The sequence below is a fragment of the Serratia sp. P2ACOL2 genome (assembly GCF_003691565.1).
In the GTDB taxonomy this organism is placed as follows: Bacteria; Pseudomonadota; Gammaproteobacteria; order Enterobacterales; family Enterobacteriaceae; genus Serratia; species Serratia liquefaciens.
This window is the reverse complement of the sequence record NZ_CP033162.1, coordinates 4,667,364-4,686,067: the sequence shown is the minus strand read 5'-3', so window position 1 is coordinate 4,686,067 and position 18,704 is coordinate 4,667,364. Positions and strand designations below refer to the sequence as shown.

The window sequence follows — 18,704 nt, the reverse complement described above, 5'->3', positions numbered from 1 at the left end:
TCTTTTTCTATCTATTCAGTGCATAGGCAGAAGGATATGACAGAGCAACAGCGCAACGCAACAAGCTATGACAAACACCCGGAAGTGGCGGTTCAGGGATTTGATCATGCCGCCTGGCAAGGTTGGCCGGCGGTGGTCGAGGCTGTCAGCCGCAAGGTTGCCGCCCTCGGGTTACGCAAAACCCTGTTAGTGGTGGATTGCTACCCTGGGGTGAATTTGGCAGAGCTGAGCGAGAATTTTATCCATCCGCTGCAGCCCGCCAGCAGTATTAACGCCGAGTCTGCCAAATATGATGAATCGCATATTCACGCGATGATTGAGCGCAACTTAACCGATGATCGTGTTTTTGGCGTGCTGTCATGCCATCAACTGCCTGAGTTTTTTGATGATGAGCGTGTGCAGCAACTGCGCGATCAAATTGCGAGCGTCGAAAGTGGTCTGGTCGTGATTTATGGGCCCGGCGCGGCGTTGATCGCCGAGGGCGATGTGCTGGTGTATGCCGACATGGCTCGCTGGGAAATCCAGCAACGTTTTCGCCGTGGCGAACTGGGCAACTGGGGCGTAACCAATGTTGACGAAGACGTGTTGCGTCGTTACAAGCGGGCCTTTTTTGTGGAGTGGCGGGTGTTTGATCGCCATAAAACCCCGTTGTTGCAGCGTGCGGACCTGGTGTTGGACACCAACCTGGCGGGTGAGCCCAAGGCCGTGAGCGGCGAAGCATTCCACGCTGGTTTGCAGCAGGTTACCCAACGCCCGTTCCGCGTCGTGCCCTTTTTTGACCCCGGCATCTGGGGCGGTCAATGGATGAAACAACAGTTCGATCTCGACCCGACGGCAGCCAACTACGCGTGGTGTTTTGACTGCGTGCCCGAGGAAAACAGCCTGCTAATGCGTTTTGGTGACGTCCGGGTTGAGATCCCCTCACAGGATTTGGTGCTGTTATACCCGAGACCCCTGCTGGGCGATTGTGTACACGCCCGTTTCGGCGCCGAATTCCCGATCCGTTTTGACCTGCTGGATACCGTCGGCGGGCAAAACCTCAGCTTCCAGGTGCACCCGCTGACGGAATACATCCAACAGCATTTCGGCATGCATTACACCCAGGATGAAAGCTATTACATTCTGGCGGCAGAACAGGACGCCGAGGTGTATCTGGGGATGAAAAACGGCACCGATCCGCAGGCGATGATGGCCGATCTGGCGGCCGCCCAAAGAGGCGAAAAGGCGTTCGACGATCGCCGTTTTGTGAACCGCTTCCCGGCGCGTAAACACGATCACTTCCTGATCCCGGCAGGGACGGTGCACTGTTCAGGTGCGGGAACCATGGTGCTGGAGATCAGCGCTACGCCGTACATTTTCACCTTCAAACTGTGGGACTGGGGCCGTGTGGGATTAGATGGCCTGCCGCGTCCGGTGCATTTGCAGCACGGTGAGCAGGTGATCAACTGGCAATGCGACACCGACTGGGCAACGGAGAACCTGGTCAACCACGTTGAACCGGTTGCTGAAGGGCAAGGCTGGCAGGAAGAGCGAACCGGCCTGCACGAGCGCGAATTTATCGAAACCCGCCGTCACTGGTTCAGTGAACCGGTGTTGCACCACACCGAAGGGCGAGTGAACGTGCTGAATCTGGTGGAAGGGGAAGAGGCAGTGGTTGAAAGCCCTGAGGGCCATTTTGCTCCCTTTGTGGTGCATTACGCGGAAACCTTCATCGTCCCGGCTGCGGTCGGGGCGTATCGCATCAGCCCACATGGCCGCAGCCTGGGTAAAACCCTGGGCACCATCAAAGCCTGGGTAAGGGGATAAACATTATGTTGAGAGTGATTGTGACTTCTCATGGGCCGCTGGCCGAGGCGTTACTGAGCAGCGCGCGCATGGTTTACGGCGAGTTGCCGGGGACCAGTCATGTCGGTCTGAGTGAAGGCGCCGGCATCGAGGCTTTTAAGCAGGACTTTGCCGACGAACTGCGTCGGGTGAGCGCAGGGGCTGACGGTGTGTTGATACTGTGCGACATGCTGTGCGGTACGCCGTACAACGTGGCCTGTCGTCACGCCTTTGATCCCAATGCGCCAGTGCCGATGGCGGTAGTGACCGGCGTGAATTTCCCGATGTTGCTGATGAGTGCCGAATTGCTGGAAGGAAAGGATGTTCAACTGGCGGCACAGGAGCTGGTGGCGCAGGGCGGTGAGGCGATTGCGCTTGCCCGTCCTGCGGTGACGGCGCAAATGGACGATTTCTGAGGAGAGAGTATGGCTATTTCATTCGTACGTATCGACGACCGGGTCATTCACGGTCAACTGGTGACCCGCTGGGCGAAAGAGCTGCCCTGCGACGGCATCGTGGCGATTGATGATGAGGTCGCGGCAGATCCGCTGTTGTCATCGGTGATGAAAGGGGCGGTGCAGGACACCAAGGTATGGCTGTTCACCGTACAGCAGGCGATAGAAAAATTGCCGAAGGTGATCGCCAGCGACAAGCAGTACTTCGTGATTGGTAAATCGCCGGTCACGCTGCGCCGACTGATGGAAGCAGGGATCGATCTCAGTAATCGCAACAAGAAAATCAACGTCGGCCCTATGTCTGCCCGCAAGGACACGGTGACTATCGGCCCGAATCAATCCGTGACGGTAACAGAGTCGGAAGCCTTCGACTTTCTGGCCGAACACGGCCATGCCATCGAATTCCGTTTAGTCCCGGATGCCAGCCATTTCAGTTGGCTGGACGCAAAAAAGAAACTCAAATAAGCCTGAACGGCAGGAGTGAACTATGTGGTTTGAAGCGACGCTTATCGGGATACTTTGCTATCTCGGCGCGCTGAGCAGCCCCTGGCTGCTGGGACTGACCGGAGGCTGGTATATTCTCAGCCGTCCGCTGGTCTCCGGCATGCTGGTGGGGGCTATTCTCGGCGATGTACAGACCGGCATCATCATCGGTGTGGCGGTACAGGCGGTTTATATCGCCATGGTGACACCGGGCGGATCGATGCCGGCCGACCTCAACTTTGTGGCCTTCCCGGCGATTGCGCTGGGCATTCTTTCCGGTAAAGGGCCCGAGGTGGCCGTCGCCCTGGCGGCAACTATCGGCATCATGGGCACCGTGCTGTTCAATGCCATGATGGTACTCAATTCCTACTGGAACCACCGTGCGGATCTGGCGGTAGAACGCGGGGATGAACAGGGCATTTACCTCAACAGCGCCATCTGGCCACAGGTCACCAACTTCCTGTTGCGCTTTGTGCCGACGTTTATCGCCGTCTTTTTCGGGGCGCGCTATATCAACGCCTTTATGGACAGCTTGCCGACGCTGGTGCTGACTACCATGAACGTGGTCGGCGGCATTCTGCCTGCGGTCGGTATCGCCATTCTTCTTAAGCAGATTATCAAAAGCTACAGCATGCTGATTTACTTCCTGGTGGGGTTTATCTGCATTGTTTTCCTCAAGCTGAATATGGTGGCGCTGGTGATTGTCGGCGCGCTGCTGGCATTGATTCACTACAACTATAAGCCAGAGCCGCAGGTGGTTGCCGCACAGGCCGCGCCTCAGGCTGACGATGAGGATGAATTCTGATGGATACGCCAACACCAAAATTGAATAAGCAGGACCTGCGTCGTTGCTGGCGCAGTTGGATGATGTACAACCTGTCGTCGATGAGCTTTGAACGTCTGGAATCTTACGGTTTCTGCCTGAGCATGATGCCAGCGCTGAAAAAGCTGTACCCGGAAAAACAACAGCGCATTGAGGCCATTCGCCGCCACACCTCGTTCTATAACACCGAGCCGCAGCTGGGCGCGATTGTTAACGGCATGGTGATCGGGCTGGAGGAAAAACGTGCCAACGGCGAGCCGATCGACGGTGAAACCATCAATACGCTCAAGGTCGGCCTGATGGGGCCGGTGGCCGGTATCGGCGACTCCATGGTGCCGGGCATGCTGTTGCCCATTTTGTTGAGCATCGGTATGGCGCTGGCAGCCGGCGGCAGCGTGATTGGCCCGTTATTCTATATTATGGCGTTCAGCCTGATCGTCATTCCCGGCTCTTACTGGCTGTTTATGAAGGGCTACCATATGGGCTCCGGCTCGGTGGAAATGCTGGTCAGCAGCAAGTCCTCACGCCTGCGAGAAGCGCTTTCCCTGCTGGGAGTGTTCGTTATGGGCGGCGTAGCCGCGAGCTACGTCAAACTGGGTACCGGCCTGGAGTTCATCACCAAAGACGGGGTGAATATTCACCTGCAGCAAATGCTGGACGGCATTTTCCCTAACCTGATGCCGCTGATCGTGGTGCTGATGACCTGGTATCTGATGGCCAAGCGGGGATTGTCACCGGTGAAAGCGATGTTGGGGCTGTTGGCCCTGGCAGCGGCGGGGGTGGCCTGCGGCTTGTTCTCCTGATACCCGTCGCCTTTCAAGCTGCAGCCAGGCGCCTAGGCTGCAGCTTGAAACTCATAGGGTAGAAATTTCCTATTATTGAATTAGACAGTAATCTTTAGGGCTCAAACCGCTGCCATTTTTCCGCTACGCTGCCCGGTTTGGAAATGAACTGGAAGCGCGCCGGATCGGTTTCAAACTGCGAGTAGAGCGGGGCATCACTCAGACCGAATTCATGGTATTGGCGTGGGCCGATGGCGTGCAGCCGGCCGGATTGATAACGTGGGTTCTGTTGCCAGATTATATTGTCGCCCTGCAATAGCGGGTACCACGCCAGTCCTTTGTATTCACGCACGGCATCGTATTCAAAGCCATATTCACGATCGCACCAGGCAGCGAAGGTCAGCGGCTGGTGAGGATCGGCAGAAATCGTGGCGTGGGCCCAACCCGGCGGCACCAGCACTTTCTCGCCGGGTCCGGCGTGGACGGCGAAGCAGCGGCCCGGTTCATATTCCACCTGTTCCTGCATGTAAATGATCGCCTTTCCCTGCCAGATTTCATACAGCTCCGGCGGTGACCAACCGCTGTGCGCGCTGATACGGTGTACGTGTCCCTGGCTGCGTATCGGCTCCTGGCCCAATTGCCCTTGGGCATAGGTGACAATGCCGAACAACAGCATGCGTTTCTTCAATTCGGCCAAATGTTGCTGTTTCGCGACGTCCATCGCGATGGCATAAACCTGCTCTGGTCCCTGGCAGTCAGGGTCGCGCAGGGAACGGCGGATTTGCTCCAGCGTGCGTATCTCCGGCAAGGGGCCAATCACGTCATTGCCATAGCCAAATCCCATCGGGCTGTCGCTAATACGGACATCAAGCCCAAATCGCAGCATTGAGTCACTCATATTGCGCCTCCGCCTTCCAGCCATCGCCATCGGCAAAGACCCGCAGCTTGAAACCCTGAGGCTGCAACGCATCGTAGTTGTGGCCGGCGACCGTTGGCCACACCGCCAGCGCAGAGAGCACGTCATTGCCGGTATTGATCAAACGGTGGGCAGTAAAGGAGGGGATATGATGAACGCTACCGGGGGAAACCTGTTCCAGCGTACAAGCGCCGTCCTGGTGTTGCAGCAACAGCAAACCTTGGCCCCGTAGGCCAAAATAGAACTCGGCCTGTTCTGGCCGCTGGTGAATATGCCCGCGGGTCATAAAGAATTCGTCGCCCACCCGGCCAGGTTGCAGATGAGTTGTGCCGACAAACAGCTCGCCTTCCTGCTGCACGGAAGGCAGCATTTCAACCTGATAGACGGCAAGCTCCGCCGGTAAGCTTTGCCAGGCCACGGCATCGGCAAAGATCCCCGCCAGGCTGCCCAGCGTCGTGGATTTGCGTTGAACATCAGGTGCGGTAAAGCATCCGTCCGCCAGGTTGACCTGCGGTGGGATCATGGACGTCAGTTTCATATCTGGTTGCTCCGCCCGAGGAGAACAGACGCTTTGAGTATAGAAGGTTAATCGATTAATCACCAGATGGAGTGTATAAAAAAAGCGCGATAAGATCGCGCTTTTTACCCAAGAACTGAGCCGTTAGCCGAGAATGATATGCGGATAGAAACGCGACAGATCCTGGGTGATCAGTTCACGATCTTCGCGCAGGCCGATCCCGCAGGGTTGATCGTCCACCAGCCAACTGCCGATCAGCGTATAGCTGCCTTCGAACTGGGGCAGCGGGTGGAACTGCTGCACGATCATGCCTTCTTCGCCGTAAGGGCCATCGACGCTCGCGACCTGCTGGCCGTTCTGCACGATCTGGATATTGGCGCCTTCGCGTGAGAACAGCGGCTTGGTGACGTAGTGGTCAAGCTGCGGGTGCTCGTCTTCTGCAAAGTAGGCCGCCAGCAGATTTGGATGATCCGGGAACATTTCCCACAGCATCGGCAGCAGTGCCTTGTTGGAAATGATGCTTTTCCATGCCGGCTCCAGCCAGCGTACGCCGGCGTCTTCCAGCTTGGTGGAAAACATCTCGCGCAGCATGAACTCCCACGGATAAAGCTTGAACAGGTTACCGATGACCTGGTTCTGCAGGTCAGTAAACTGGCCTTTTTCACCCAGGCCAATCTCTTCCATAAACAGGAATTCGGTCGGCACGCCGGCTTCCAGCGCGCAATCTTGCAGATACTGCACTGTCCCGCGATCTTCTTCGCTGTCCTGGCAACAGGCCATATGCAGCAGGCCAAAACCGTGGTGCGCTTTCAGATCGGCGAAACGCTCGATCAGCTTTTCCTGCAGGCTGTTGTACTGATCGGATTCCGGGCTAAGGTTGCCTGCATTGATCTGATCTTCCAGCCACAGCCATTGGAAAAAGGCTGCTTCATACAGCGAAGTTGGCGTATCGGCGTTGTTCTCCAGCAGCTTGGGCGGGTTAACGCCGTCGTAGGCCAGATCGAGACGCGAATACAGCGAAGGCTGGTTGGTGCGCCATGAGCTGCGCACAAATTCCCAGGTGTGTTTCGGGATGCGGAACTTGGTCATCAGCGCGTCGCTGCTGACCACTTTCTCTACCACCTGCAGGCACATCTGGTGCAATTCAGCGGTGGCGTTTTCAATTTCTTCAATCTGCGCCAGCGTGAATTGGTAATAGGCATCCTCACACCAATAGGGTTCGCCGTACATGGTGTGGAAGCGGAAGCCAAATTCGGTGGCTTTTTCGCGCCAGTCCGGACGCTCGGTAATCGCAACGCGTTTCATGCATTAACCGCCCATGCTGCGTGAGCCGGAATTGGACGTTGCGCTGCTGCGCTGCATGCTGGTTTGCTTGGCCACGGATTCACCGAAGCCACCGCGGGTGACGGTATTGGTCACTGCCGGTTTTGGCGCCATCGCGGTTTTCGGCACCGTCATGGTGCGGCCGCCGGCTGTGGCTGGGCCGTAGCTCTTGCCACTGGCGTCAACAAACTTGCCGTTTGCCGGGCTGGCTGCATTTTTCGAGGTGAACAGCGGTTGCTGAGCAAAACCGGAGCCGCCCATCATGCGGCCCATCATGTAACCGGCCATCAGCGGCATCCAGAAGCTGCCGCTGCTCTGCGACTCTGCGGCCATGCCGGCCTGGGCCGGAGCAGGTGCCTGAGTACATTGAGCTTCGCCGAACTCGGCGACGCAGTCTTCGCGGGTTGCGTATTTCGGCGCCGTTTTCTCGGCTTCTTTCAGGGCGTTGTTATAGGCGGTGGTGCACTGCTCGCTCATGGAAGGGTTGTTGCGCGAACAGTCGTCGGCATTCTGATACATGGAGACAGTTTCATCGCTCTTCTCGCAGCCGGCCAGCATAAAGACTGCGCTGATCGCCAAAGCCACGGGGGCAACACGGTAGTTGCGCCAGGATTTGCGGAACGTCTCTTGGTTGATGTTTTTTGTCCGTTTCATCGTTAGTAATCCCATCAGTCGGGCTGTTTTCGCCCTTTCCCAGTAGTGGCCGTAAGAATAGGGGAAAGATGGTCAAAATTAAAGCTGAAACGCCCACAGAATCCACTCTTTACGCAGTTATACGTTGGGCTGTGCGCCAGCTCGCTTTACTGACTAAAAAAGCGGCGTCAGGGTTTCATTATGGAACGTACAGGGGAAAGTAATGTTCCATAATGAAACAAAAAATCCCGAGATCGCAAAGCAAGCGGCAAGCCCTATAGTCAGTCCATAACAACGCGGCGGCACAAGACCGACGCAGCATCACCTGATATCTGAACGTTACCATCGCCAATTTCCCTACAAGGATCCGGTTATGTTGAGAATCATCCAGTCTCCAGGCAAGTACATTCAGGGCGCCAACGCATTGGCCGCCGTGGGCGAATACGCCAAAAACCTTGCTGACCATTATTTCGTGATTGCCGACGACTTCGTGATGAAGCTGGCGGGCGATACCCTGATGGGCAGCCTGCAGCAGCACGGGGTGAAGCACCATGCCTGCGTGTTCAACGGCGAATGCTGCCATAAGGAAATCGACCGGCTCGGCCGGGAGCTCAAGGCTCACGGTTGTCGCGGAGTGATTGGCATCGGCGGTGGCAAAACGCTGGATACCGCCAAAGCGATTGCGTATTACCAGCATCTGCCGGTGGTGCTGATCCCGACCATCGCCTCTACCGATGCGCCGACCAGCGCGTTATCAGTGATTTATACCGAACAGGGCGAATTTGCCGAATACCTGATTTACCCACGCAATCCCGACATGGTGGTGATGGACAGTGCAATTATCGCCAAGGCCCCGGTGCGGCTGCTGGTGGCGGGTATGGGCGATGCGCTGTCGACTTATTTTGAGGCGCAGGCGTGTTTCGATGCGCAGGCCACCAGTATGGCGGGCGGCAAATCGACGCTGGCAGCCCTCAGTCTGGCGCGCTTGTGTTATGAGACGCTGTTGGCGGAGGGCGTCAAAGCCAAGCTGGCGGTCGAGGCCGGAGTGGTGACGGAGGCGGTCGAACGCATTATCGAGGCCAATACCTACCTGAGCGGCATCGGCTTTGAAAGCAGCGGATTGGCGGGAGCGCATGCCATCCACAACGGCTTTACCGTGCTCGAAGAGTGCCATCATCTGTACCACGGCGAGAAAGTGGCTTTTGGCACGCTGTCGCAGCTGGTGCTGCAAAACAGCAGCATGGAGCAGATCGAAACGGTGCTGGATTTCTGTCAGCAGCTCGGTTTGCCGATCACGCTGGCGCAAATGGGGGTTAGCGGCGATGCGGCAGAGAAAATCATGGCGGTTGCCGAAGCCAGCTGCGCTGCCGGCGAAACTATCCACAATATGCCGTTCAAGGTCACGCCGGCCAGCGTTCAGGCGGCTATTCTGACGGCAGATCGGCTGGGCAATGCCTGGCTGCAACGACACTCAAGCTGATGCCGCAGGGGCGCAGCAGGCTGCGTCCCGTGGGCCAAACGAGGAAATAACCGTGAAGAAACTGATTAATAAGGTGGAATCGGTACTGGAAGAGCAACTGCTGGGGCTGGCAGAGGCGCACCCGGAGCTGTTGGTGCATCAGGAGCCGGTGTTCGTCACTCGCGCCGACGCGCCGGTCGCGGGCAAAGTGGCGATCCTGTCCGGCGGCGGCAGCGGCCATGAGCCGATGCACTGCGGTTTTGTCGGCGAAGGCATGCTCGACGGTGCCTGCCCGGGCGAAATTTTCACCTCGCCAACGCCGGACAAAATGTACGAGTGCGGCCAGGCGATCGACGGTGGTGCCGGGGTGTTGTTGCTAATAAAAAACTATACCGGCGACGTGCTGAACTTTGAAACCGCCACCGAGCTGCTGCATGACAGCGGCGTCCAGGTGGCGACGGTGCTGGTGGACGATGACGTGGCGGTCAAAGACAGCCTGTTCACCGCCGGACGTCGCGGGGTGGCCAATACCGTGCTGATGGAAAAATTGCTCGGTGCGGCAGCGGCGCGCGGCGACGATCTGGATAGCCTGGTGACGCTGGGCCACAGCATCAACAATCACGGGCATTCGATCGGTATTGCGTTGGGGGCCTGTACCGTACCGGCCGCCGGCAAGCCCTCGTTCGTGCTGGCGGAAAACGAGATGGAGTTTGGCGTCGGCATTCACGGCGAGCCGGGCATTGCGCGGCGTCCGTTTACCACCCTCAATGCGGCGGTGGACGACATGTTTCATACCCTGATAGACCATGGCCATTACCAGCGCACCCTCCGCGTTTGGGATCGTCAGCAGGGGGAATGGCGTGATGAAGCGCAAACCAAGCAGCCGCTGACGCGCGGCGATCGCGTGATTGCATTGGTGAATAACCTGGGTGCGACACCTTTGTCCGAGCTGTATGGCGTCTATCACCGTCTGACGGAGCGTTGTGCCGAAGCAGGCCTGATCGTCGAACGCAGCCTGATCGGTTCTTACTGCACGTCGCTGGACATGCAAGGGGTTTCAATCACGCTGCTGAAGGTGGATGACGAGTTGTTGTCCCTGTGGGATGCGCCGGTGAAAACGCCTGCGCTGCGTTGGGGTTGCTGAGGAGGAATTATGGCGTTAACCAAACAACAAGTGGTCGATTGGCTGATGCGTTGCGGCGAAGTGTTTACTCAGCAGCGCGATTTCTTGACCCGGCTGGATACCGAGATCGGCGACGCCGACCACGGGCTTAATATGAACCGCGGCTTCAACAAGGTGGTGGAGAAACTGCCTTCGGTGGCGGACAAAGACATTGGTTTTATCCTGAAAAACACCGGCATGACGCTGCTGTCCAGCGTGGGCGGCGCCAGCGGTCCGCTGTTTGGCACCTTCTTCATCCGTGCGGCGCAGGCGGCGAATGCCAAACAGAGTCTGGATCTGGCAGAGCTGCATCAACTGATGCAGGAAGGCGTTGACGGCGTAGTGATGCGCGGCAAGGCGGAACCGGGTGATAAAACCATGTGCGATGCCTGGTGGGCGGTGGTGGACAGCCTTGGTCAGTCGGTTGAGCAGCAGCTTGGCGTCGCGGAAGCCCTGCAGCGCGCCAGTGAGCGGGCAGAGCAGGCGGTCGAAAGCACTATCACCATGCAGGCGCGCAAAGGGCGAGCCAGCTATCTGGGTGAGCGCAGCATCGGTCATCAGGACCCGGGCGCGACTTCGGTGATGCTGATGATGAAAACGCTGGCAGAGGTCGCCGGCCAATAGCAGGAGGCGAGATGATCAATATCGTTGTTGTTTCACACAGTGCGCAGTTGGCTCGCGGCGTTGAGGAACTGGCATTGCAGATGATGCGTGGCGACGGCTGCAAACTGGCGCTGGCAGCGGGTGTCGATGATGCGGAGCATCCGATAGGCACCGATGCGATCAAGGTGATGGAGGCGATAGAGTCGGTGGCCGAGGGCGCGGGCATTGTGGTGCTGATGGACCTGGGCAGCGCGCTGTTGAGCGCCGAAACCGCCATCGATCTGCTGGATCCTGCGCTGGCCGCCAAAGTCAGGCTGTGTTCGGCGCCGTTGGTTGAAGGGACGCTGGCCGCCGTGGTTGCCGCAAATGCCGGCGCGGGGCTGGAGCAGGTGCTGGCCGAGGCGCAGGGCGCGCTGCAGGCCAAGCAGGCGCAACTGGGCGAGGGTACTGCGCCCGTGGTCAAAAAGGTTGAATTACCGCTGACGCAGGGGAAAAGCGTCAGTTGGACGGTGCAGAACCCACATGGGCTGCACGCCCGCCCGGCGGCCCGACTGGCGGAAGCGCTGGCGCCGTTCGATGCCGAACTGGTGCTGGAAAAGCAGGGGCAGTGCGCCAATCCTCGCAGCCTTAACCAACTGGCATTGTTGCAGGTGCGTCATGGCGACACCATCCGGCTGATTGCCGACGGTGCGCAGGCCGACCAGGCGCTGGCGGCCTTTAGCGCATTGGCGGAGCAGCACTTTGGCGAAACCGTCTCTGAGCAAAGTTTACCTTCGCTGCACGGTATCCCGGTGGCGGAAAGCGTCACCAGCGGCCCGGTTTGGCAGGCGTACAGCTTCTGCCCGGCGATCACCGAACGCCAGATTGGCGCCGATGACGTACTCAACGAACAGCAGCGGCTGCGTGAAGCGCTGCAACATACGCTAAGCGATTTGAACCGCCTGGCGGAGCGCACCGGCTCGTTGATTGGCAAGCCGCAGGCGGCGATTTTTGGCGCGCACAGCATGTTGCTGGACGATCCGGACCTGCAACAGGCGGCCTATACCCGCATTGCCCGTCAGCAATGCAGTGCCGAGCAGGCCTGGCAGCAGGAGATGGAAGCGATAGCCGAGGAGTATCGCGCACTGGACGACGAATATATGCGGGCGCGTGAGCTGGATGTGCGCGACATGCTGCGCCGCACCTTGAGCCATTTGCAGCAGCAGCCGTTGCCGTTAATCACGCTGACCACACCGTCGATTCTGGTGATGGACGAACTGATGCCGTCTGACGTGGTGATGTTAGATCGCCGGCTGGTGCTGGGCATCTGTCTGAGCGGTGGCAATGCGCTGTCGCACAGCGCGATCCTCGCTAAGGCGATGGGGATCCCGATGGTGATTGGCATGCACGACTGCATGAGCAAAACCCGCAACGGCCAAAAAGCGATGCTGGATGCGGCACGCGGGGTATTGCAGCTCAGCCACTGACGGCCGCTTCAGGCGCGCAGCTTAAACTGGCGGATATCAATCTGATACTGTTTGATTTTCCGCCACAGCGTAGTGCGGCCAATCCCCAGCAGCTGCGCCATTTCATTCAACTGCCCGCGGCTGACGTTGGCCGCGCGAATGATCGCCTGGCGCTCCATTTCCGCCAATGTTAACAGCGGCATACCCGGCTGCGGATCGCTTTCCAGTAAGGGCTGTTGACCGAGCAGGTGCTCGGGCAGATCGGCCAGTTGCAGGTGGTGGCCGTGGCACATCATCGCCGTGCGTTCCACCACGCCTTTCAGCTCCAGATCGTTGCCGGGCCACAGATAGAGCCCAAGTTGGGTCATCACCTCGTCGTCTACCCGGAAGCGGCACTGGAAATGCTGTTCCAGCGCACGCAGATGATGCTTCACCAACAGTGGAATATCGCTTAGGCGCTGGCGTAACGCCGGGATCTGGATCTCGAACGCCTGCAGGCTGTAAAACAGCTGACGGCGAAAGCGATTTTGCTGCACCAGCAATGGCAGATCGGCGGCGCTGCTGGCGATCACCCGCACGTCGACGGGGATCACCCGGTTAGAGTTGAGCCGCATTACCACGCCGGTTTTCAGCACCTGTAACAGTGCCGACTGCATTTCCATCGGCAAATACTCAATCTGCTCCAGGTACAGCGTCCCGCCGTTAGCCAGTTCAAACTTGCTGAGCTGGCCCGCTTCCTCTTCGTTGGCGTCGCTGCCCAGCAGCTCGCGCAGCCCCTGGGCCTCCGGCAATAGCTGACAGTTGAGGGCGATATAGGGCCCGGCGGCGCGATCGCTGGCATTGTGGATCGCCTGACTGAGTTGTTCCTTGCCGACGCCTTCTTCGCCACACAGCAAAATGGGATGCTGCCCCTTCGCCGCCTGTTGGCCATAGCGGATCAAGCGACGCATCTCCAGTGAGGCGGACGGCATCTGTTCAAAGCTGTGGCTGACGCGCCCCAATTGGCTGCTGACATACTGGCGCAGCCTTTCCAGCGGGTGCAGCAGGGCGATAAAGCTGCAGCGCTCGCCGTCGAAGATCGGCTTCAGGGTCAATAGCGTTGCGATAAACTGCCGCTGGCTCTCAAAAGTGACTTCAACGTGCTGCAGCGCCTGACGCTGGGCGATAGCTCGGTTGAGCAACGCGGGCAGCGTCAGCAGCTGTGTCAGCGGTTTGCCCTGGCTTTGCTGCTCATTCAGTTTCAACAGGGTGGCGGCACGCTGGTTGATGTACTGCAGGTAGCCGCGGTGGTCCCAGGCCATAACGCCGTCATCCACGCCGTCGAGCAGGCCGTAAAGCTGGTTCAGGTGGCGGTTGGACTCGGCGAGGAGGCCGTCGGCATTCAGCGAATTGCCGATTTCGCGTGCCAGTGCCAGCGTCAGGGACAGATCGCCGGCGGCGCAGTCGGCCAGCAGACAGCCCAGCGCAATTGACCCGCGTTGACGGCCGCTGTTGTCATAGACCGGGGTGGCGCAGAATGACCAGTCGTGCAGCGCCTGACGCACGTGCTCGCTGCCGCGTACCTGTATCGGATGCCCCTCCGACGCCGCCAGCGACGGTGCATTGGTGCCGATATCACCTTCCGCCCAGTAGGCGCCGGGGGTAAACCCCAACAGCTGCAGACGTTCGCGAGTCAGGACATCGCCGCACAGCCACAGCATGCAGCCGCTTTCGTCGAGGATAGCCAACAGGCAGCGGCGCTGTTCCATGTATTCGCAGGCGTCCTCCAACGCTGCCTGGCCGAGCGTCAGCAGATCGTTCTTACGCTGGCAGATTGACGCAAAAGTCGCGCCCAGCGCGCAGTGGGGGGCTTTCCACACAGCAGGCTGCATCAGGCTGCGACAACGTAGCCAGGAAGCATAAATTGCCGGAGCAGGGCGCTGGGCCGGCGGCAGTTCGCCTTCGATCAGGCGTTGCCAGCGTGAAGTGTTCTCCATCGGATCCCATCCAAACGAGATAAAGCGATAGCCGTGATGATATCACCCCCTCTTCTTTTCGACGGTTTGCCGTTGCCATATTGACGATGAAGATCACATCGCAGTGATTTGCCGCTTTTCTGTTATTTTTATTTCTCATAACCTGTCATACAGGTTGATAGCTTCTGCCTGAGGGGCAGGGTACGAATCCGTAATCGGTGATAAATAAAATTTTTTTCTTCAGGAGATAAGGTGATGAAACTGGGTTTCGGTCTGTACAAGCATATGCTGGATGATGAGCACTTTGCCTTTGCTCGCCAGTGCGGTGCGACGCATGTCGTGGTGCACATGGTGGATTACTTTCATCGAAACGATCGTTTTTCTCGTTCGAATCAGCCCGTGGGCGATACTCAAGGGTGGGGAACGGCACAGGCGGAGATCTGGAGCACGGAAGATCTGCTCGATATTCGTGCCCGGATGGAGAAATTCGGCCTGACATTTTTTGCCATCGAAAACTTCGATCCCTGTCATTGGGACGACATTCTGTTTGATGGCCCCAAAAAAACTCAGCAGATAGAAACGGTTAAAAAAATTATTCGCAATGTGGGTGCCGCCGGTATTCCCGTTTTTGGCTATAACTTCAGCCTGGCCGGGGTCGCCGGTCGAATAGAGGAAAATAAAGCGCGTGGCGGAGCAAAAACCGTTGGGCTAAACGGAGCCAATGAGCAAACAGAAAGCCCGCTACCAGCCAGCATGGCGTGGAATATGGTGGTGGATGAAAACGCTACAGGCTTGAGAGAGGTGACGACGAAAAAGCAGCTTTGGCAGCGTCTTGAGTGGTTCCTGGCGCAGATTGTCCCGGTGGCAGAAGAGGCTGGCGTCAGGCTGGCAGCGCATCCGGATGATCCACCGCTCGAGTTTGTACGCGGTCAGCCACGATTGGTCAATCAACCGCATTTGTATCAAAAATTGCTGGATTTGCAACCCAGCCACGCGAATGCGCTGGAATTCTGCCTTGGCACTATCGCCGAAATGTCAGAGGGGGATGTTTACCAGGCGGTGGAGCAGTACGCACAACAGGATGCCATTGCTTATATCCACTTTCGCAATGTGAAAGGCAAAGTGCCGTACTACCATGAAACCTTTATCGATGAAGGTGACATAGACATGCCGAAGGTGTTGCGAGTGCTGAAAGAGTGCAAATTTGACGGTGTATTGATCCCCGATCATTCGCCGCAGATGAGCTGTGAGGCGCCATGGCACTCGGGTATGGCCTATGCGATGGGATACATGAAAGCACTTATGCAGGTTATTTGAGCCTTTTCTCGATTTTCAGCCAGTTCTTCTGCCCAAACGCCCAGAAGTGAATTCCTGCTATTGGGGCTGAGGATCCAAATCTATAAGCCGAGACAAAAAAAACGGGGCTGGCAAATGCCATACCCCGTTTTCAATGCTGTGCGCGAATCAGTTGCGGAATGGATTACCGCTGTTGCGTACAGGCGGAGTGGTTGTGCTCACCGGCGCAGAGGTCCGGGTAGCGGCAACCGGTGCCAGCGCTGCGCTTTGCTGTGCAGGCGCATTATCCTGATAACCGTCGGCATAAGCGTCTTGCGCCGTGGTCGGTGGCGCTACCACGTCTTGCGAGGTAGAGATTGGTTTGCCCAATGCACCGTTCAACAGCATCAGGTCGTTCTCGTTCAAGGTACCGAGTGCGAACTTGATGTTCAACTGGTTGATCAGATAGGTATAACGCGCGCTGGAGAGCTGTTGCTTGGCGTTATACAGCGTAGTGGTGGCATCCAGCACGTCGACGATGGTGCGGGTACCGACCTGATAACCTGCTTCCATTGCATCCAGTGAACTCTGAGCCGACACCACTGCCTGTTTGTAAGCGTTGATGCTACTGATCGAGGCGTTCACGTTATTGAATGAGGAACGAACAGTCTGCACCACATTGCGGTGTGCACTTTCCAGTTGCTCACTGGCGCCCACGAAGTTGTACTGTGCTTGTTGCACCTGCGAGTTGGTCTGGCCACCGCTGTACAGAGGCAAGTTAAAGCTGATGCCAACTTTATTCTGACCGTCATCGGAATCGCTGTAACGTGATGAATTACTAGTAGCGGAACCGTTATATTTGGTATTGCTGATACCGGTAGATGCGCTGACGTCTATTGTTGGCATATAGCCGGTTTGTGCGGAGCGGATCTGCTCGCGGGCCAGATCCTGGCTCAGGCGAGCGGATAACAGGCTCAGGTTGCGGCTTTCGGCCTCTTTCAGCAGATTATTCACTGCTTCCGGACGCTGGGTGCTGAAACGGTCGGTATTCAGCGAAGCCAGTTCCGGGTAGAAGGTGCCGGTGACCTGGCGCAGTTTTTCCAACGCGTTATCCAGCGTGTTACGGGCAGTGACTTCCGCCGCCAGCACCGTATCGTAGTTGGAACGGGCGTTCTGCACGTCGGTGATTGCTACCAGACCAACGTTAAAGCGCTGAGTGGTTTGATCCAGGGTGCGATATACCGCCTGTTTCTGCGCTTGGGTATAGGACAGTGAATCGATGGCGCTCAGCACGTTGAAATAGGCGGTGGCGGTATCGAGGATCAGCTGTTGCGACGAAGTCTGGAAGGTCACGTCGGAGATGCCGGCGGTTTTTTCCTGCAGCGTCAGCGCGCGCCATTTCGACATGTCGAAGATGGTCTGGGTCAACGCCAATGAGCCGCTGGTGACGTTACTGTTTACGCCATTGCTGTCACGATAACCGTTGGTGTAATCGTAACCTGCGGTTAACCCCAGCTGTGGCAGTAAGGGGCTGCGCGCTTCGTTGATTTTTTCGAATGCGGCGTCACGGTCAGCGGCGGTTTTGCGCAGATCCGGGTTACTTTCCCTGGCCTGTTTGTAGACCTGCAGCAGGTTCTCTGCCTGGCTCATTGCACTGAAGCCGCCCAGGCTCAGTCCGATAAGAAGGGGGAGCAGTTTCTTCATTTGCATTCCTTGTTGTGCAGCAATATTGCTATGTAGTTAGCGCTGACGATAGACGAAATAGTTGCCGATTCTAACAGAGTCTGTTGTACGCATAAGGTGGCGGAATGTGCCATCTTGCGTAACTTTTACCTTTCAGGCCGCCTGTTTACCTTAGTTCAACTGGCTGCGTACGTCACACCTGATATCATGGCTCACAATCTATCATAAAGCCGCGGAAGATTATCCCGCCGTTTCTGTCATCAAAACTGTTTATTTTATCGGCATACTCACGCAGGAGAATTCGCTTATGAGCCACTCGCAGCCATCGCCCGTTACTCTCGATAAAAATGATGTAGAAATTATTGCACGTGAGACACTTTACCGTGGTTTTTTTTCACTCAATTTATATCGCTTTCGTCACCGTTTATTCAACGGCGATATGAGCCCGGAGATTAAGCGCGAAATTTTCGAGCGTGGGCACGCGGCGGTGCTGCTGCCTTATGACCCGGTGCGTGACGAAGTGGTGCTGATTGAACAACTGCGCATCGCTGCGGTCGATACCAGTAGCTCGCCCTGGCTACTGGAAATGGTGGCGGGTATGATCGAAACCGGCGAAAGCGTTGAAGACGTGTGCCGCCGCGAAGCGCAGGAAGAAGCCGGCGTGACGGTCGGGCGCTGCAAGCCGGTGCTGAGTTATCTGGCGAGCCCAGGCGGCACCAGCGAGCGCTTGTCGATCATGGTCGGCGAGGTGGACGCCACCACGGCGGAAGGTATCCATGGACTGGAAGAAGAGCATGAAGATATCCGTGTCCATGTGGTCAGCCGCGAACAGGCTTACCGCTGGGTTGAAGAGGGCGCGATTGATAACGCGGCATCAGTGATTGCATTGCAGTGGCTGGCGTTGCACCATGAATCGTTGAGAAAAGAGTGGGCCAACTAATGAAACAGCGCTATACCCCTGATTTCCCCGAAATGATGAGATTGTGCGAAACCAACTTCGCGCAATTGCGCCGCTTGTTGCCGCGCAACGATGAAGTGGGCGAAACGGTGACTTATCAGGTGAGTGGCGCCAGTTATCGTCTGACTATTGTTGAATCCACACGCTATACCTCGCTGGTGCAGATTGAGCAGACCGTCCCGGCGGTCAGCTACTGGAGCCTGCCTGCCATGACGGTGCGCCTGTATCATGACGCGATGGTTGCGGAAGTGTGTTCAAGTCAGCAGATCTATCGCTTTAAAGCGCGTTATGATTATCCCAACAAAAAGTTGCATCAACGCGACGAAAAGCATCAAATTAACCAGTTTCTTGCTGATTGGTTGCGCTACTGTTTGGCGCATGGAGCGATGGCGGTTCCGGTTTGTTAGA

At 57.3% G+C, this 18,704-nt stretch carries 18 protein-coding genes; 12 read left to right on the top strand and 6 right to left on the bottom strand.

The window, feature by feature from the left end; genetic code table 11:
* Positions 1-36 precede the first annotated feature (36 nt).
* From EBA31_RS22535 to EBA31_RS22515, 5 genes are read left to right on the top strand one after another with little or no spacing between them, the layout of a single operon-like run.
* The gene (locus EBA31_RS22535; protein WP_122080266.1) at positions 37-1,806 is read left to right on the top strand and encodes a class I mannose-6-phosphate isomerase; all 1,770 of its coding nucleotides are present in this window, start codon (positions 37-39) and stop codon (positions 1,804-1,806) included.
* 5 nt (positions 1,807-1,811) lie between these two features.
* Positions 1,812-2,240 carry a PTS sugar transporter subunit IIA gene (locus tag EBA31_RS22530; protein ID WP_122080265.1) on the top strand — a complete coding sequence of 143 codons (429 nt, stop codon included), beginning with the start codon at positions 1,812-1,814 and terminating at the stop codon, positions 2,238-2,240.
* Between the two features lie 9 nt (positions 2,241-2,249).
* A complete protein-coding gene (locus tag EBA31_RS22525; RefSeq protein ID WP_122080264.1) occupies positions 2,250-2,744 on the top strand; it encodes a PTS sugar transporter subunit IIB in 495 nt (164 codons plus the stop codon).
* 22 nt (positions 2,745-2,766) lie between these two features.
* On the top strand, positions 2,767-3,567 hold the full coding sequence (locus tag EBA31_RS22520; protein ID WP_122080263.1) for a PTS sugar transporter subunit IIC: 801 nt from the start codon (positions 2,767-2,769) through the stop codon (positions 3,565-3,567).
* Positions 3,567-4,388, top strand: a complete 822-nt coding sequence (locus EBA31_RS22515) for a PTS system mannose/fructose/sorbose family transporter subunit IID (RefSeq protein WP_020828701.1) — start codon at positions 3,567-3,569, stop codon at positions 4,386-4,388. The genes EBA31_RS22520 and EBA31_RS22515 overlap by 1 nt, the downstream gene beginning before the upstream one ends.
* 94 nt (positions 4,389-4,482) lie before the next feature.
* On the opposite strand, the gene EBA31_RS22510 is transcribed toward EBA31_RS22515, so the two are convergent.
* The 4 genes from EBA31_RS22510 to EBA31_RS22495 all read right to left on the bottom strand — a co-directional run bounded on the left by EBA31_RS22510 (position 4,483) and on the right by EBA31_RS22495 (position 7,777).
* A complete protein-coding gene (locus tag EBA31_RS22510) occupies positions 4,483-5,265 on the bottom strand; it encodes a glucose-6-phosphate isomerase family protein (RefSeq protein ID WP_122080262.1) in 783 nt (260 codons plus the stop codon).
* Positions 5,258-5,821: a glucose-6-phosphate isomerase family protein gene (locus EBA31_RS22505; protein ID WP_122080261.1), complete on the bottom strand. Its 564-nt coding sequence runs from the start codon at positions 5,819-5,821 to the stop codon at positions 5,258-5,260. The genes EBA31_RS22510 and EBA31_RS22505 overlap by 8 nt, the downstream gene beginning before the upstream one ends.
* Positions 5,822-5,944: 123 nt before the next feature.
* Positions 5,945-7,105, bottom strand: a complete 1,161-nt coding sequence (locus tag EBA31_RS22500) for a glutathionylspermidine synthase family protein (RefSeq protein ID WP_020828698.1) — start codon at positions 7,103-7,105, stop codon at positions 5,945-5,947.
* A gap of 3 nt (positions 7,106-7,108) precedes the next feature.
* Positions 7,109-7,777: a DUF1190 family protein gene (locus tag EBA31_RS22495; RefSeq protein WP_020828697.1), complete on the bottom strand. Its 669-nt coding sequence runs from the start codon at positions 7,775-7,777 to the stop codon at positions 7,109-7,111.
* Positions 7,778-8,129: 352 nt separating this feature from the next.
* Between EBA31_RS22495 and EBA31_RS22490 the strand changes: the two genes are divergently transcribed.
* From EBA31_RS22490 to dhaM, 4 genes are read left to right on the top strand one after another with little or no spacing between them, the layout of a single operon-like run.
* Positions 8,130-9,236 carry a glycerol dehydrogenase gene (locus EBA31_RS22490; protein WP_046372598.1) on the top strand — a complete coding sequence of 369 codons (1,107 nt, stop codon included), beginning with the start codon at positions 8,130-8,132 and terminating at the stop codon, positions 9,234-9,236.
* Between the two features lie 52 nt (positions 9,237-9,288).
* A complete protein-coding gene (dhaK, locus tag EBA31_RS22485) occupies positions 9,289-10,359 on the top strand; it encodes a dihydroxyacetone kinase subunit DhaK (protein WP_122080679.1) in 1,071 nt (356 codons plus the stop codon).
* A 9-nt stretch (positions 10,360-10,368) separates the two neighbouring features.
* Positions 10,369-11,001 carry a dihydroxyacetone kinase subunit DhaL gene (dhaL, locus tag EBA31_RS22480; RefSeq protein WP_020828694.1) on the top strand — a complete coding sequence of 211 codons (633 nt, stop codon included), beginning with the start codon at positions 10,369-10,371 and terminating at the stop codon, positions 10,999-11,001.
* An 11-nt stretch (positions 11,002-11,012) separates the two neighbouring features.
* A complete protein-coding gene (dhaM, locus tag EBA31_RS22475; RefSeq protein WP_122080260.1) occupies positions 11,013-12,446 on the top strand; it encodes a dihydroxyacetone kinase phosphoryl donor subunit DhaM in 1,434 nt (477 codons plus the stop codon).
* A gap of 8 nt (positions 12,447-12,454) precedes the next feature.
* On the opposite strand, the gene dhaR is transcribed toward dhaM, so the two are convergent.
* The gene (dhaR, locus tag EBA31_RS22470; protein ID WP_122080259.1) at positions 12,455-14,401 is read right to left on the bottom strand and encodes a dihydroxyacetone kinase operon transcriptional regulator DhaR; all 1,947 of its coding nucleotides are present in this window, start codon (positions 14,399-14,401) and stop codon (positions 12,455-12,457) included.
* A gap of 234 nt (positions 14,402-14,635) precedes the next feature.
* Here dhaR and EBA31_RS22465 point away from each other — a divergent pair, with 234 nt between their 5' ends.
* Positions 14,636-15,697, top strand: coding sequence for a mannonate dehydratase (locus tag EBA31_RS22465; RefSeq protein ID WP_122080258.1), 1,062 nt, complete (start codon positions 14,636-14,638; stop codon positions 15,695-15,697).
* Positions 15,698-15,844: 147 nt separating this feature from the next.
* Here the strand turns inward: EBA31_RS22465 and tolC are convergent, their stop codons facing one another.
* Positions 15,845-17,359 carry an outer membrane channel protein TolC gene (gene tolC, locus EBA31_RS22460; RefSeq protein WP_122080257.1) on the bottom strand — a complete coding sequence of 505 codons (1,515 nt, stop codon included), beginning with the start codon at positions 17,357-17,359 and terminating at the stop codon, positions 15,845-15,847.
* A 286-nt stretch (positions 17,360-17,645) separates the two neighbouring features.
* Between tolC and nudF the strand changes: the two genes are divergently transcribed.
* Both nudF and EBA31_RS22450 read left to right on the top strand, forming a co-directional pair.
* Complete coding sequence (nudF, locus tag EBA31_RS22455) at positions 17,646-18,278, top strand: ADP-ribose diphosphatase (protein WP_020828689.1); 633 nt, start codon at positions 17,646-17,648, stop codon at positions 18,276-18,278.
* Positions 18,278-18,703, top strand: coding sequence for a DUF1249 family protein (locus EBA31_RS22450; protein WP_020828688.1), 426 nt, complete (start codon positions 18,278-18,280; stop codon positions 18,701-18,703). The genes nudF and EBA31_RS22450 overlap by 1 nt, the downstream gene beginning before the upstream one ends.
* Position 18,704: the final 1 nt, after the last annotated feature.